Raw genomic sequence first — 12,744 nt, 5'->3', positions numbered from 1 at the left:
AATCGAGCGATGGCTTTTTTGTGTACATGCTTTTAATCTCGGACTCTATTCTGCTCAATCAATTCAACAAGCAGCTGTAAGTCCACTTTCGCCTGACCTTGTAGTGGGTGGCCAATGTTAATTCTGACGCAGTCTTTGTAATAGTCGAGCGTCGTGAACGTCTGGCCAATTCGAATGTCCAGCTGATGCTTCATTGCATCATTGGCTAACCCTTCTCCGTTTAATCCCGGGACTTGTAGCCACAACACTAGCCCGCCTTGAGAGCCACTGATTAATACTTCAGCAGAAAGCTTCTCTGACAGGTAATTCAGATAATCCGTGCGATAGTTAAGAAGTTCAAAGCGCTTTCTTTTTAGGTGCTTTGCGTAGTGACCCGATTCGATAAAATCAGCAATAGTCAGCTGCAGTGGTATCGCCACGCCATAACAGCCAGAACCAAAGCGGCTACGATAGACATCAAGGTAACGACCCGGCAAGCACCAGCCTAAACGATAACTGGGTGACAGGCTTTTCGAGAACGACCCACACCACAAAATATAACCGTCTGTGTCATAGTATTTCGCAGGTAACGGGTAGTGATCCGCATAAGAGAGTTCGACATAAACATCGTCTTCAATCACGGGGATACGATACTGATTCGCCATTGATGCCAAGCGCTGCTTTTGCTGCGTCGACATAGTGATCCCCTGCGGATTCATGTGTGACGTACAAAATACGCCAGCTTGAACATTGCCTTGCTTAAAGTGCGTCTCCAATTGGTCGAGGTCAATGCCTTCTTCAAGCGAAGGTATCTCAACAATCTTACGCGACATCTGCCCTAACAGGTCAATAATGCCATTAAAGCATGGAGAGCTAATCGCAATGGCATCCCCTTCTCGGCTGCATGATTCCAACGCCGCTTTAATTGCAGAAAGACAACCCGACGTGATCACCAGATCATCCGCTTGAAAATGAATGCCATGCGTTGAAAAGTGGTTCGAAAGTGCGTCTCTTAAACTCCGTTCTCCCTGAAACTCAGGGTAACGCGTCAACCGCCTACCCATTCTTCGCATTACTCGGCGAAAACCGCGTTCCAATTCAAGCGCCGTTTCATCTCCAATATCAGAATTAGATACACCTAACGGACCGTTAAATGGCGAATAAATAGGGGCATTCGATGAGGGGGTAGACACTCGGCTTTTAAACGATGTCCACGTTGGTTTTGAATGAGAAGAGGCTTTTTGCCTCACGTAATACCCTGCTTGTGGACGAGCCGCTATCCACCCAGCCGATTCTAACTCTTGATAGCAGCTAACCGCCGTCGACATGCTTACCGAGTGCTGCTTTGAGAGTTGCCTTAGAGACGGCAGTCGGCTGCCTTGAGCCAACTGGCCAGATTGAATGTCATCAATAAACTGTTTTGCTAATCGTTTGTATAGGCTCATCGTTAGGCTCACCGCTGACTCAGGTCAACTGTACCTGTTTATTTGTAAAAAATTGTATCTGTATCCCAATGGTGATTCAAGACATACTCATTTGCATACAAAGAAAGCGCGATAAGCAAAGGAGAGCACGATGAAAAGAACGGATTTATTACTGAGTATTACCGTCATGGTCATATGGGGGTTTAACTTTTCAATGATCAAACTTGGGGTTTCAGATGTAAACCCATTGGTCTCAACGGCAGCTCGTTTTGCTATCGCGGCGATCCCAGTTGTGTTTTTTATCCCAAAGCCTGATGTACCTTGGCGCTATGTAGTCAGCTACGGGCTTCTTTTTGGTGTCGGAGTATGGGGCATGGCATCTTGGTCAATCACAGCAGGGCTCTCTTCGGGCATGTCTTCGGTGCTGCTTCAGGCCAATGTATTAATAGGCATGGCCGTGGGGGTGTTTATTCTCAAAGAGAGTCTTCCAACAAGAAAGCTCATCGGCGCTATCATCGCATCAGTGGCACTTGTTATCTCCATTGCCTTTACTAATGGTAACGTCACGGGGTTTGGGCTGTTTCTGGTGGCGATATCCGCTGTTTCGTGGGCGGCGTTTGGTTTAGTGGTGAAGGCTTCAAAAACAAAAAATGCCTTTGTTTTTAACGTTTGGGGAATGCTGGTTGCGCCAATCCCACTGCTATTGTTGGCAGTATTCATCCATGGGGATCAAGTACTTGCTGAATCTATCCAACAATGGACATGGAACACTAGCTTTGCTGTCGCGTTTCAAGCATACCCAACCACACTATTTGGTTACTGGGTTTGGAACAATATGCTGATTCGATACCCAATGAGCACTGTTGCACCGCTAACCTTACTGGTTCCCGTATTTGCTCTGATAAGCGGCTTTGTCATCTTTGATGAAACCTTATCAGTACCCCAAGTGATTGCATGTAGCTTGTTTTTAATTGGCATCAGCTTAATCGTTCGTGCCCCTAAGAAAGCAGCTCCAATTGTCCTTTTATCGGTTGCAACTAAACATTAATTACTGATCGGCTAAACATTAGCGACAATTCTTGAAGCCATAAAAAAGACAGTCAGTAGCGAATCTCAGCAAACTACTGACTGTCTCCTCCGATATTAAGCACTAAACACGATTCAATCGGAAGCGTTCAGCTTATCCTCTAAAAGCTTGGAAAAACGAACGCAGTTTCGCCCTGCTTCCTTGGCGTTATACAAGGCTTCATCGGCTTCGGTGATCGTATTCTCAATCGAGTTACAATGAGAGGTAAAAATGGAAGCCCCCATTGAGCCTGTTACCTTGAGTCGTTGTGTCCTGCCTATTTCAATGGACACCTCTGCCAGTTCCTCACACAGCTTCTGCACGGTTTGGGTAAGCTCAGCCGCCGTGGTATCTGGAATCGCAATACAAAACTCTTCCCCTCCGTAACGACACACAATGTCGCTGGCTCTGGTTGCCTCAAGCAAGAATTGCGATATCTCTTTTAGAACCTTATCGCCAGCGTCATGGCCGTAGTTGTCGTTTAGCTGTTTAAAGTGGTCAAGGTCAATCATAACAATGCCGATTTCTGTCCGGTTCTTGTGTGAAACCGAAAACCATTGCTCAAGGGTTTCGTACAGGTATCGTCGGTTATACAAGTGTGTTAACGGGTCTTTAAACGCCATTTGACGCAAGCTGGATTTTAGCTCAATGTTAGCAATCGACATCGCAAGGCGCTTCGCTATCGCTTTGGCTATCACCAACTCTTGATCTTCAAACTGGGTTTTGAGCACATGCATAACCCCAATGGTTTCCCCGTGAGCGATCAAAGGAATGCACAAGGTCGCTCTGTCTTTAGCCTGCGTGAAATGCTCACATTCTACTTGTGAGGAATCAAGCCGAGAGAGATGCTCATGCCCCTTGCGTAGCGCCCAACATTGATCAGAGTTGTAGTAAAGGCTATCACCCCATACACGCCCCCAAAAAAGCAACATTTTCAGTTGATTACGTGATGATTTATATACAGAGATCGCGCCTGATGAATTGCTGAGCAGTGTCGGAATGATCTTGCCTACTACTTTGCTTGCCTCATTCAGGTCACTGCACGCATTGAGAAGAGAATCCAATTCATGCATTCGTTCTATCTCTGCAGTTTTATCACTCACTTCTTTTTCCAGCGCCGCTTGCCGCATTAATGTCGTCATTGCTGCTCGTCGGACAATCAAAAAAGCAATGGCGCTGATGAGTATCACCCCCGCTAACAATATCGACAGCAGTGCCATTCGCATTTGTGTGATCTGATGTTTGAGTACATCCGATGACACTGAAGCACGAGCGTAGTAATAGATGTTTTCGCCTTGAATCTCAATCGGTCTATAAACCGCAACGTAGAAAAAGTCTTTTCTTAGCGTCTCGCTGTATCGAAACGCATGGCCCCAGCCCACGGTTTTCGCGTCAACAAATTCACTCCTGTCCTTATGGTTTGACATTGAGCCCACAGCACCAGCTTCAACGTTCGAATCGCCCGCTACGACGCCAGAAGCGTCAACAAACGTGATTCTCACTTGCCCAGCCTCGCCGAGGCGCTTAGAAACAGGATCAACATTGACAATAGATAAAGGACGATTGGCATCTTCTAGAGTAACCAATGAAGATTCAGCCAACCGGTGCAATTCATGCTCAACTCTGGATGCCATGCTGCCGCGTAACTGCTGATCGATCATGACTAAGCCAAACAAGCCAAGCACAATGAGAATAGACGCAGGTAGCAGAACGACTCTCGCCGTCAATATCATTCACTGCCCCCTACTTCAATTGTCTCACTCTATTAAATTTAGCAGAGATTAACGTTTCAACAGCGTATACGCCCCGTCAACACAAGACTTTTTCATCAGTGCTCCACTTAACGTCGACAAGCAAAGATCACATTTCATTAACATCAATCACCTAGCGTTTAGAAATAGATTTAGAATAAAAACTCAATTTCAATATAAGCAAGGAAAAGCGATGGACGATTTATTAGCAGGGTTTCCGGTTATCACCGAAATTCCTGTCGCGTGGGGAGAAATGGACGCATTGCAACACGTTAACAATGCGGTCTATTTTCGCTATTTCGAATCCGCTCGATTAGAGTATTTTGAAAAGATTGGTTTATTGGTCAATATTGCTCACAGCCAGATTGGTCCGGTACTCGGCGAAACCAGCTGTCGCTACAAATTACCCATCACCTACCCTGACACGTTAATCATTGGTACGAAAGTTTTGGATGTACAAATGGATCGCTTTACGATGGAGTACCACATTGCCAGTAAAAAATTAGGCAAAATAAGTACGGTTGGCCAAGCAACCTGCGTGATGTTCGATTTTAAAAACGGCACCAAAGCAGAGCTACCAGAAAAGATTAAGCAGGCTATTTTCTCTGTAGAAGCAATGAGAGATTAGGCGATGAAGCTTAAACAGGCCCCCAACCCGCTTGCTTAAATTTACAGTGTGAATTGTGGTATGACGACAACTCCATGATCGCTTCAATCATCATATCGAAAGTACTTACCCAATATGAATGGCCGTTGTGTACAAGTTCATTTGATAGTGTGAGGTTAGATAGGCGTATCTCAGAGCTTAACTAACCTTTACACTTTTGTTGCCGAAATAACGTGCTACTACACGCCGCGTAGCTAGTTTGATCGAAAATAAATGTGCTAGTCTTACGGCAACTCAACAAAGAGATAACAACTACAATGAAAATTTTCAGTAACTTCGAAAGCGGCAACATTCACGTTGTATCAGCAGATTCACCACAAAACATCCAACTAACGATTCCTGCAGATAATCAAACTGATATTGCTCAATGGTTCCACTTCCGTCTAGAAAGTGAAGCAAACCAACCACACCAGTTCACCATTGGTGACTTGGCGACCTCGGCGTACCCTAAAGGTTGGGAGGATTACGATGTCGTTGCTTCTTATGATCGCGAAGAGTGGTTCCGTATCCCTGCCAAGTTTGATGGTAATGAGCTAACGTTCAAGATCATTCCTGAGCATGATTCAATGTACTTTGCGTATTTCGCACCGTACTCGTACGACCGACATCAGGACCTACTGCACGGCGCACAAACACACCCAGCATGTAAGTTAGAAACTCTAGGGCAAACCCTGGACAACAACGACATCAGCCTATTAACGATTGGTGAGCCAACCCCAGAGAAGAAGAATATTTGGGTCATCGGCCGTCAGCATCCAGGTGAAACGATGGCTGAGTGGTTTATCGAAGGTTTGTTACTTCGCCTGCTAGACGAAACTGATACGGTAGGCCGTTCACTGCTCGATAAAGTCGTCATCCACGTGGTGCCTAACATGAACCCAGACGGCAGCATACGTGGTCACCTGCGTACCAACGCAATTGGCGTAAACCTTAACCGTGAATGGCAATCACCGTCTATGGAACGCAGCCCAGAAGTATTCCTTGTACGTGAACGCATGCTAGAAACGGGCGTTGATATGTGTCTCGACATTCACGGCGACGAAGCAATTCCATATAACTTTGTTGCAGGCAGCGAAGGCACACCGTCATACAATGAGCGCATCGCAAAACTAGAAAACCACTTCAAGCAAGCATTGCTGACGATCACACCAGAGTTTCAAGATGAATTTGGTTACGATAAAGACGAACCAGGCAAAGCAAACATGACGGTTGGTACAAACTGGATTGGCGAGCAGTTCAACTGTTTGGCGTACACCGTTGAGATGCCATTTAAAGATCACATTAGCCACGCTGATGAGCTTTACGGTTGGTCTCCAGAACGCAGCTCTGCCTTTGGTCACGATATGTTAGCAGCGGTTTGGGCTACAGTCGACGAGCTGTAAGCGAGCATACGAGTCCTCGATATGTAAACACATTTCAGGACGGGACAACGTCATAAATAAAGCCCTGACCACGAATGGACTGGGCTTTTATATTAGTACGTAGACATAGTTTTGTAGATGAACATCGTTTGTTTCTAAATCTAGAATGGATTACTTAAAGCTTCTCTATGTATAAAATCACTTCGCCAACATGGAAACCCCATTTTGACATATCTGTTTTGTTGAACAGTCGTTTCTCATCAATTAAGAACATCCAATCATCTAGCGTGATCTCATAGATAGAACCATCGACTGGGATCTCTAGTTGATAATTCCAATAAAGCGCAGACCCTTCGACGCGACCTTGTGCTACACCGATAACATCGCCAGCCGTCCCTTGATATTGATTATTTCCAAGATTAATAAGGTGCCAAACACGAGTGGTTTTCTCGCCGTCATCGAAGGTAAACCATTCCTTTATTTCACCCTTATCGCCTTCCCAACTTGCCAGCAGTTTGACTTCGAAGCGCCTAGAAAGATTACCTGAACGATCAAGTACCATGCCGTAGGCTTTTAGCTCACCATCAAAGAACTGCTCCAATGAGAAAACAGGCAGAGTGTTTTTATGCGCATCTAAGCTCGCGTTTCCACAGCCTGATAGAGCGATAACGAATATTGCGATTGTCCATAATTTCATGGGGTAACCTTTAACATAAAAATAAAAGGCGGCACTAAGCTGACGACCGCTTAAGTAATATAGCAGTGCATTCATCTACTTTCTTAGACCGAGAAGTTGTTGTCTTAATTCTGGTTCTGAGGTCTTTTCAGAAAGCCAGATAGACAGAAAAGCCTGACCGAATTGGGCATCTTGTACTTGGCCTATCAGAGCATTATTAAAGTAAAACTGGCTTGCGCCTTGTGGTGTCACCTTCACAGTTAACGTGCTGCCGGATTCAACGTTAGGCCAAATGACTTTGAGGGGTGTAACCCATTGATCAATCTTGTTTTGTGAATAACCAAGTAACTGCCATTGCTCAGCGGTCGCTTTTACTAGCGCTTCGCTCTCTATCGTTCTTAAATATTCAATCTTAAGAGCTCGCGTGCTCTCATGGCTGAGTTTCTGTGCCACGGTTAGTGTAGTTTGGTTTATCTCTGAATCTAGGTAATATTCAGCTTTGTAGATTGACCAGAACAGGTAATCCATCTGGCCCGCACCTACTTTGTTTAGGGAAGCGGTCGGGTTAGCATTGATGGCTTGAGTTGAAGAAGCTACTGGCGATGCCACCGCAGCATTGGCGAGTACAACGGACACGAGCAACAGGCTCAACATCATAAGCCTCCAATACATTGAATCTGAAAGTACTTTAGTTAAAGTCGCCACCATAATGATTTCCTTCTTATTTCCTTTTACTGAATCGCTAACTCAGTGGATTAGGCTGCTGCGCTGATTGCATTAGTTGTCTTCTTAGATGAACAAAGGTAGGGACAACAATGGCCCAAACCGTGACTAAAGATAAGACGACAATATGACTGGCAACGAGCGGTTCTATGACTCCGGCTTTCATGCCTCCCCAATAACTGCTGGTTCCGCCTATAGCGCCAATGAGTATCAAAATGGTTACCGAGCAGTTGTTTAACCATCCGAGGCTGTGGTTTAGGCTAATGGTAAACATCACCCACATCATCACTAGCCAGAATGGGAAGAACGAGTCTCCTGCACTAAAAACGCCAAGGCTTATTTGCGCCGCGTCGGCAACAAGCCCTAAGGGTACGAGGAGTAGAATGATCGCATCTTCTCTTCGACTCGGAGATAACCAAAAGTGAATCGTGCACAAGGTCACCATAAGTGGGGCAGACAATGCGCTTGGCAAGAAGGCTGCACACAACCAACACGCTTGAAAGAGAACGAGGTTAATAATCCAAAATCGTTTCATCGCTTTGCCCTCTGTAGCGTGGTTTTCTTGCCACGACATGGTGGGTGCTGATCACCCGTTGTAGAAACGCCCCTTCGCAATAGCAAAGATAAAACAGCCACAGACGTCTAAACTCTTCATCATAACCAAGGCCATGAATCTCAGACCAGCGTTGTTCAAACGTAATGCGCCAGTCATGCAAGGTGCGCGCATAATGCAGCCCTATATCGTGCATCTCATGAATGACCATGTCAGTGTTACTCGCTATTTGATCTGACATCACTGATACCGAAGGTAAACAACCACCAGGGAATACGTGCTTTTGAATGAAGTCGACACTTTTACGGTATTTTTCGTAGCGATTATCGGCAATGGTGATCGATTGAATCAGCATTTTTCCGTCTTCTTTCAGTAGGCTTGAACACTTGCGGAAAAAGGTAGGCAGATACTCGTGTCCAACGGCTTCAATCATCTCTATTGAAACTAACTTATCGTATTGCCCTGTCAGTTTTCGATAATCTCGCTTAAGCAGGGTGACTTTATCTGTTAACCCAAGCTCAGTAATTTTTTGGTTTGCGTAATCGTGCTGTGCATCTGAGATAGTAGTTGTGGTCACATGGCAGCCGTAATTCTGTGCCATATAAAGCGCAAGTCCGCCCCAACCCGTTCCAATCTCTACCACTGAATCGCTCTCTTTCAGGTCAAGACGCTCACAGATGGTTTTCATTTTTAGCTGTTGGGCATCTTCTAATTGAGAAGCTTTATCGCTGTATATCGCGCAGGAGTACTGCATAGCGGGGTCGAGGAAACGAGTGTAGAGTTCATTGCCCAGATCATAGTGTGCCAAAATGTTTCTTTTTGAACCGTCTTCAGAATTGATATTTTTTCGACGGAGAAAAAGATTTTTAAGCTTACTAAGCCATTGAACACGACTTTCTATTTGATCGAGATGGTGCTGATTTCGCGCCATTACTTGAATGACATCGGTTAAATTCGGGCTATTCCAACGTCCATCAATATACGACTCTGCGGCACCAATGCTGCCACCCAGAACAACATCTTGATAAAATCGTACATCACTTACTATGATTTTTCCGTGCAATGTTGCTGACTGGTCACCAAAGACAAAATGTTCATCATTATCAATAATTTCTAGAAACGCATCAGTAAGATTGTTAAGAAGAGATAACACTAAGCGTCGGTATTTCCCTGTACTACTACCGGTCTCAATCGCATTTTGATACGTTAAGTTTTGCTCTTGCTTGGCTAGTTGTTCCATGTCGACCTCACTATAGAAAATTATAATTTTTATTAACGTCTTCAAACGTTGTGTCTAACGCTGTATGAGTGCTTGTGCCTGATTACCCATTTGACCGTGTGCCCGGATGATCCACAAATGGCACGCGTTTGATAAATAACTTTAAGGCTTGCCAGTAAATACCCGATACCACTTTGAGTGTCATCATAGGGATTGAACCTAACGTTCTCATTAGCTCTTTCGATGTTATGTCGCGTTTAATGAGTGCGAGTGTGGCATCGAACACCTTTGTCCCTGTGGTTATGTCTGACTGCGTATTAGCATGGTTTTCAATGTGCACTAACGTGTTCCGTTTAGGCGCTGAAATAGTCCAATGATAATCCATGTCTAAATTCATAAATGGTGAGACATGAAACGCTTTTTTAACTCTCATCTCTCCACCCATTTTGATTAAATAGTAGTGCCTTTCTTTCCAAGGTGTATTGCTGACTTCAGCAAGCATGTATTGGCACTCTTGATTCTCGTCATAACAAAAGTAGCAATTTATCGGGCTAAAATAGAGACCAAAACATCGAGCTTGCGCCAGTAATGTCACACGGTTTTCGTTACTCCAATCGCCACCTAACTGCTTTACTTTTAGACTTATACGTTGCTTTAAGCTGCCTGGTTCACTTTTTATATAATCTTTTTCATCGAAGCGAATCGGGTTATACCAATGGGTACCAAATATAAGGCTTCGTTTAGTCAGCTTTGGCAGTTCATCGAGGTCAATACCGAGCATATACAGCTGATAGCTAAACTTATGCTCTATCTCACCGAATCGGCGATGACGGACGTTACCCCAATAAATGCCACTGTGCTCAGTCATAGTGATTGCCCGAACCGCTTCGTAACATCTAATGCGCTACGAACCCCGTCTTCGTGGAAGCCGTTATACCAATAGGCCCCAACAAAATGGCTACGATTCTTGCCACAAATTTTAGGGCGTTGTTTTTGCGCTTTTACGCTCTGGGCATCAAGAACAGGATGGTAGTAGACAAATTTTCTGATTATCTTGTCTGGGTTTATCGCCTCGGTTTGATTCAACGTGACACAAAAGGTGTCGTCACTTTGAATGCCTTGCAAAATGTTCATGTTGTAAGTCACACACGATGGTCTTGTCGCATCACCATCAAGCATATAGTTCCAACTTGCCCAAGCGAGCTTTCTATCTGGTAGTAGCCCTATATCGGTATGTAGAACGACTTCATTACGACTGTACGGAATGTCGGAGAGTACGTTGACTTCTTGCTCTGTAGGCGAAGCAATCAACGCCAATGCTTCATCGGAATGACAGGCAAAAATGACGTCGTCGAACTCCAATTGATCGCCATTTTCCATGATGACTGTTACGCACTCTTCACTGCGTTCAACCTGCTCAATGTTTGAATTGAGTAGAATCGGTCTACTTAGCTTGCGTTGAATCACGTCGACATAACTTCTTGACCCCCTTGGTACAACATACCATTGCGGCCTATCGACAATGTTCAGTAATCCGTGATGATAAAAAAATTGAATAAAGAACTTCAGTTCAAATTTCTTCATATCTTCAAGAGATGTAGACCAAATCGCTGCGCCCATAGGGAGGATGTAATGCTCACTGAAAAAGGAAGAGAATGTATGTTGCTTTAGAAAGTGACCTAAGGTTTGCTTTTCTTCAATGTTGTTCTCTTTGAAGGCAGCTTTACACAGTTTATTGAACTTGATGATTTCAACGATGAGTCGCCAGAACTTAGGCCTCAGTAGGTTACGTCTTTGAGCAAATAGAGAATTTAAGCCATGGCCGTTGTACTCAAACTTTGATTTTCGATTGTGCACACTGAAGCTCATTTCGGTCTCTTGTTGCTCAATACCTAGCTGGGACAGAAGACGATTGAAGTTTGGGTAGGTTCTATCGTTAAAGACAATGAAACCGGTGTCTATCGCGTAATCTGTGCCCTTGTGGTGGATATCGACAGTTGCCGTGTGGCCTCCGACATAATCATTTTTCTCAAACACGGTGACATCGTATTTTTTGTCGAGTAGATGAGCACAAGTTAGCCCTGAAATACCAGAGCCGATGATTGCAATTTTCTTCATTATTGCTCCATTTTCGTTGCGAGTCTGTTCCATGTGCTTGACGGTAAAAAACGTAAGCACTTCATAATGAATACAAAGAGTGTAGGAAAATTAATCTCTGCTTTTCCTTTGGCAAGCCCCGTGGTTATTTTCTCAGCCGCTTTTTCAGTCGTAATGATCATCGGCATATCAAAGGTATTTTTATCGGTGAGTGGGGTTTTCACAAAACCAGGGTGAACCACTGAAACATGAATGTTCATATCGGTTAAGCGAACGGCTAATGTTTTACCTAAGTAAGTAACAGCGGCTTTTGAGGCACCATACGCTTCCGCTCTAGGAAGAGGCAACAAACCTGCACTAGAACTGACAAGAGCAACCCTACCGCCTGTTTTTATGTGCTTGAGCCAAGTTTGCAGCCCATATCCAATAGAGATCAGATTGATATTAATAACACGCTCAAATTTCTTGGCATCAAAGTCGAGCAGATCATCAATGTATTCACAGTCTCCGGCATTAAAAATAACGAGATCTAAAGTCTTACCTTCTTCCCATTCTGGGTAATTCTCGTAATCGGTTAAATCAAAGCACAGTGGTTGAATGGATGAGTGCAACTGCTGCAGTTGGCTGAGTTTCGTTTCGTTGCGTCCACACGCGATGACATCATGCCCCTCTTTGGCATAGCGTAACGCCAATTCGTGCCCAATACCTGAAGTTGCTCCCGTGATGAGTATCTTCATGATTAGCTCGCTCTCTGCTTGAGTTTCTTAACGGCGATACCAAGAAATGGGACATGCTCATAAATCATGGCACCAACGTCGAGATAATCTCGATGAAAAATAACCAAACCGTCTTCAGCCCTCAGATGCGAATGCCCATTCACAATAATGGGCTGCTTGCCGTTGAGTGAGGTATGTCGAAACGTCATCGTCCAGTACACCGCGGCTTCGTTATTGGACTGAAAGACATGGTCTATCGCGAAATCGCATTGAAGAATATTTTCATAACTGAAATGAAAACGGTCAATAAGTGCTTTCAGCCCTTCGGCTTTATGCAGTGGGTCAATGAAGGTAATCCTCGGATGGTAAATCGTTGACAAAGAGGTGAGATTCTCTGTTCCGAGCTCCTGATATACATTGATAAACTTTTCTAACCACAATGATTGTTCCATATGAACGTCCCTTATTTTTGTGGAAGTAAATCCAATGACGACGTTTTCATGCACACAAAT

13 protein-coding genes are annotated in these 12,744 nt (G+C 44.5%); 3 read left to right on the top strand and 10 right to left on the bottom strand.

Annotated elements, in window-relative coordinates; translation table 11 throughout:
• Positions 1-32: 32 nt before the first annotated feature.
• The gene (locus KP803_RS13190; RefSeq protein WP_248009300.1) at positions 33-1,424 is read right to left on the bottom strand and encodes an aminotransferase-like domain-containing protein; all 1,392 of its coding nucleotides are present in this window, start codon (positions 1,422-1,424) and stop codon (positions 33-35) included.
• 130 nt (positions 1,425-1,554) lie between these two features.
• On the opposite strand from KP803_RS13190, the gene KP803_RS13185 reads away from it, so the two are divergent.
• Positions 1,555-2,451 (top strand): EamA family transporter, encoded by an 897-nt coding sequence (locus KP803_RS13185; protein ID WP_248009299.1) that lies wholly within the window; start codon positions 1,555-1,557, stop codon positions 2,449-2,451.
• Between the two features lie 113 nt (positions 2,452-2,564).
• Here KP803_RS13185 and KP803_RS13180 read toward each other — a convergent pair whose 3' ends face one another.
• Complete coding sequence (locus KP803_RS13180) at positions 2,565-4,202, bottom strand: sensor domain-containing diguanylate cyclase (protein WP_248009298.1); 1,638 nt, start codon at positions 4,200-4,202, stop codon at positions 2,565-2,567.
• Between the two features lie 211 nt (positions 4,203-4,413).
• Here KP803_RS13180 and KP803_RS13175 point away from each other — a divergent pair, with 211 nt between their 5' ends.
• On the top strand, positions 4,414-4,848 hold the full coding sequence (locus KP803_RS13175; protein ID WP_248009297.1) for an acyl-CoA thioesterase: 435 nt from the start codon (positions 4,414-4,416) through the stop codon (positions 4,846-4,848).
• Positions 4,849-5,144: 296 nt separating this feature from the next.
• Positions 5,145-6,269, top strand: coding sequence for a M14 family metallopeptidase (locus KP803_RS13170; protein ID WP_248009296.1), 1,125 nt, complete (start codon positions 5,145-5,147; stop codon positions 6,267-6,269).
• 154 nt (positions 6,270-6,423) lie between these two features.
• Here KP803_RS13170 and KP803_RS13165 read toward each other — a convergent pair whose 3' ends face one another.
• From KP803_RS13165 to KP803_RS13130, 8 genes are all read right to left on the bottom strand, one after another.
• Positions 6,424-6,945, bottom strand: coding sequence for a DUF3833 domain-containing protein (locus tag KP803_RS13165; protein WP_248009295.1), 522 nt, complete (start codon positions 6,943-6,945; stop codon positions 6,424-6,426).
• Positions 6,946-7,020: 75 nt separating this feature from the next.
• Entirely contained in the window at positions 7,021-7,632 is a 612-nt protein-coding gene (locus KP803_RS13160; RefSeq protein WP_248009294.1) for a chalcone isomerase family protein, read from the bottom strand.
• A gap of 34 nt (positions 7,633-7,666) precedes the next feature.
• A complete protein-coding gene (locus tag KP803_RS13155) occupies positions 7,667-8,182 on the bottom strand; it encodes a DUF2878 domain-containing protein (RefSeq protein WP_248009293.1) in 516 nt (171 codons plus the stop codon).
• A complete protein-coding gene (locus KP803_RS13150; RefSeq protein WP_248009292.1) occupies positions 8,160-9,440 on the bottom strand; it encodes an SAM-dependent methyltransferase in 1,281 nt (426 codons plus the stop codon). The genes KP803_RS13155 and KP803_RS13150 overlap by 23 nt, the downstream gene beginning before the upstream one ends.
• A gap of 82 nt (positions 9,441-9,522) precedes the next feature.
• A complete protein-coding gene (locus KP803_RS13145) occupies positions 9,523-10,287 on the bottom strand; it encodes a DUF1365 domain-containing protein (protein WP_248009291.1) in 765 nt (254 codons plus the stop codon).
• Positions 10,284-11,537: an NAD(P)/FAD-dependent oxidoreductase gene (locus KP803_RS13140; RefSeq protein WP_248009290.1), complete on the bottom strand. Its 1,254-nt coding sequence runs from the start codon at positions 11,535-11,537 to the stop codon at positions 10,284-10,286. Before KP803_RS13140 ends, KP803_RS13145 begins: the two co-directional genes overlap by 4 nt.
• On the bottom strand, positions 11,537-12,253 hold the full coding sequence (locus KP803_RS13135; RefSeq protein ID WP_248009289.1) for an SDR family NAD(P)-dependent oxidoreductase: 717 nt from the start codon (positions 12,251-12,253) through the stop codon (positions 11,537-11,539). The genes KP803_RS13140 and KP803_RS13135 overlap by 1 nt, the downstream gene beginning before the upstream one ends.
• Before the next feature lie 2 nt (positions 12,254-12,255).
• A complete protein-coding gene (locus tag KP803_RS13130; RefSeq protein ID WP_248009288.1) occupies positions 12,256-12,684 on the bottom strand; it encodes a nuclear transport factor 2 family protein in 429 nt (142 codons plus the stop codon).
• Between the last annotated feature and the right edge of the window lie 60 nt (positions 12,685-12,744).

This window comes from Vibrio amylolyticus (assembly GCF_023145695.1).
GTDB classification, from domain to species: Bacteria; Pseudomonadota; Gammaproteobacteria; order Enterobacterales; family Vibrionaceae; genus Vibrio; species Vibrio amylolyticus.
The sequence above is the reverse complement of the archived record's forward strand: the minus strand, read 5'-3'. Positions and strand labels throughout refer to the sequence as shown.

Coding starts and splice junctions, on each gene's coding strand:
- KP803_RS13190 (WP_248009300.1), bottom strand. CDS start 1,424: ATGAGCCTATACAAACGATTAGCAAAACAGTTTATTGATGACATTCAA.
- KP803_RS13180 (WP_248009298.1), bottom strand. CDS start 4,202: ATGATATTGACGGCGAGAGTCGTTCTGCTACCTGCGTCTATTCTCATT.
- KP803_RS13160 (WP_248009294.1), bottom strand. CDS start 7,632: ATGGTGGCGACTTTAACTAAAGTACTTTCAGATTCAATGTATTGGAGG.
- KP803_RS13130 (WP_248009288.1), bottom strand. CDS start 12,684: ATGGAACAATCATTGTGGTTAGAAAAGTTTATCAATGTATATCAGGAG.
- KP803_RS13185 (WP_248009299.1), top strand. CDS start 1,555: ATGAAAAGAACGGATTTATTACTGAGTATTACCGTCATGGTCATATGG.
- KP803_RS13170 (WP_248009296.1), top strand. CDS start 5,145: ATGAAAATTTTCAGTAACTTCGAAAGCGGCAACATTCACGTTGTATCA.
- KP803_RS13150 (WP_248009292.1), bottom strand. CDS start 9,440: ATGGAACAACTAGCCAAGCAAGAGCAAAACTTAACGTATCAAAATGCG.
- KP803_RS13140 (WP_248009290.1), bottom strand. CDS start 11,537: ATGAAGAAAATTGCAATCATCGGCTCTGGTATTTCAGGGCTAACTTGT.
- KP803_RS13145 (WP_248009291.1), bottom strand. CDS start 10,287: ATGACTGAGCACAGTGGCATTTATTGGGGTAACGTCCGTCATCGCCGA.
- KP803_RS13165 (WP_248009295.1), bottom strand. CDS start 6,945: ATGAAATTATGGACAATCGCAATATTCGTTATCGCTCTATCAGGCTGT.
- KP803_RS13175 (WP_248009297.1), top strand. CDS start 4,414: ATGGACGATTTATTAGCAGGGTTTCCGGTTATCACCGAAATTCCTGTC.
- KP803_RS13155 (WP_248009293.1), bottom strand. CDS start 8,182: ATGAAACGATTTTGGATTATTAACCTCGTTCTCTTTCAAGCGTGTTGG.
- KP803_RS13135 (WP_248009289.1), bottom strand. CDS start 12,253: ATGAAGATACTCATCACGGGAGCAACTTCAGGTATTGGGCACGAATTG.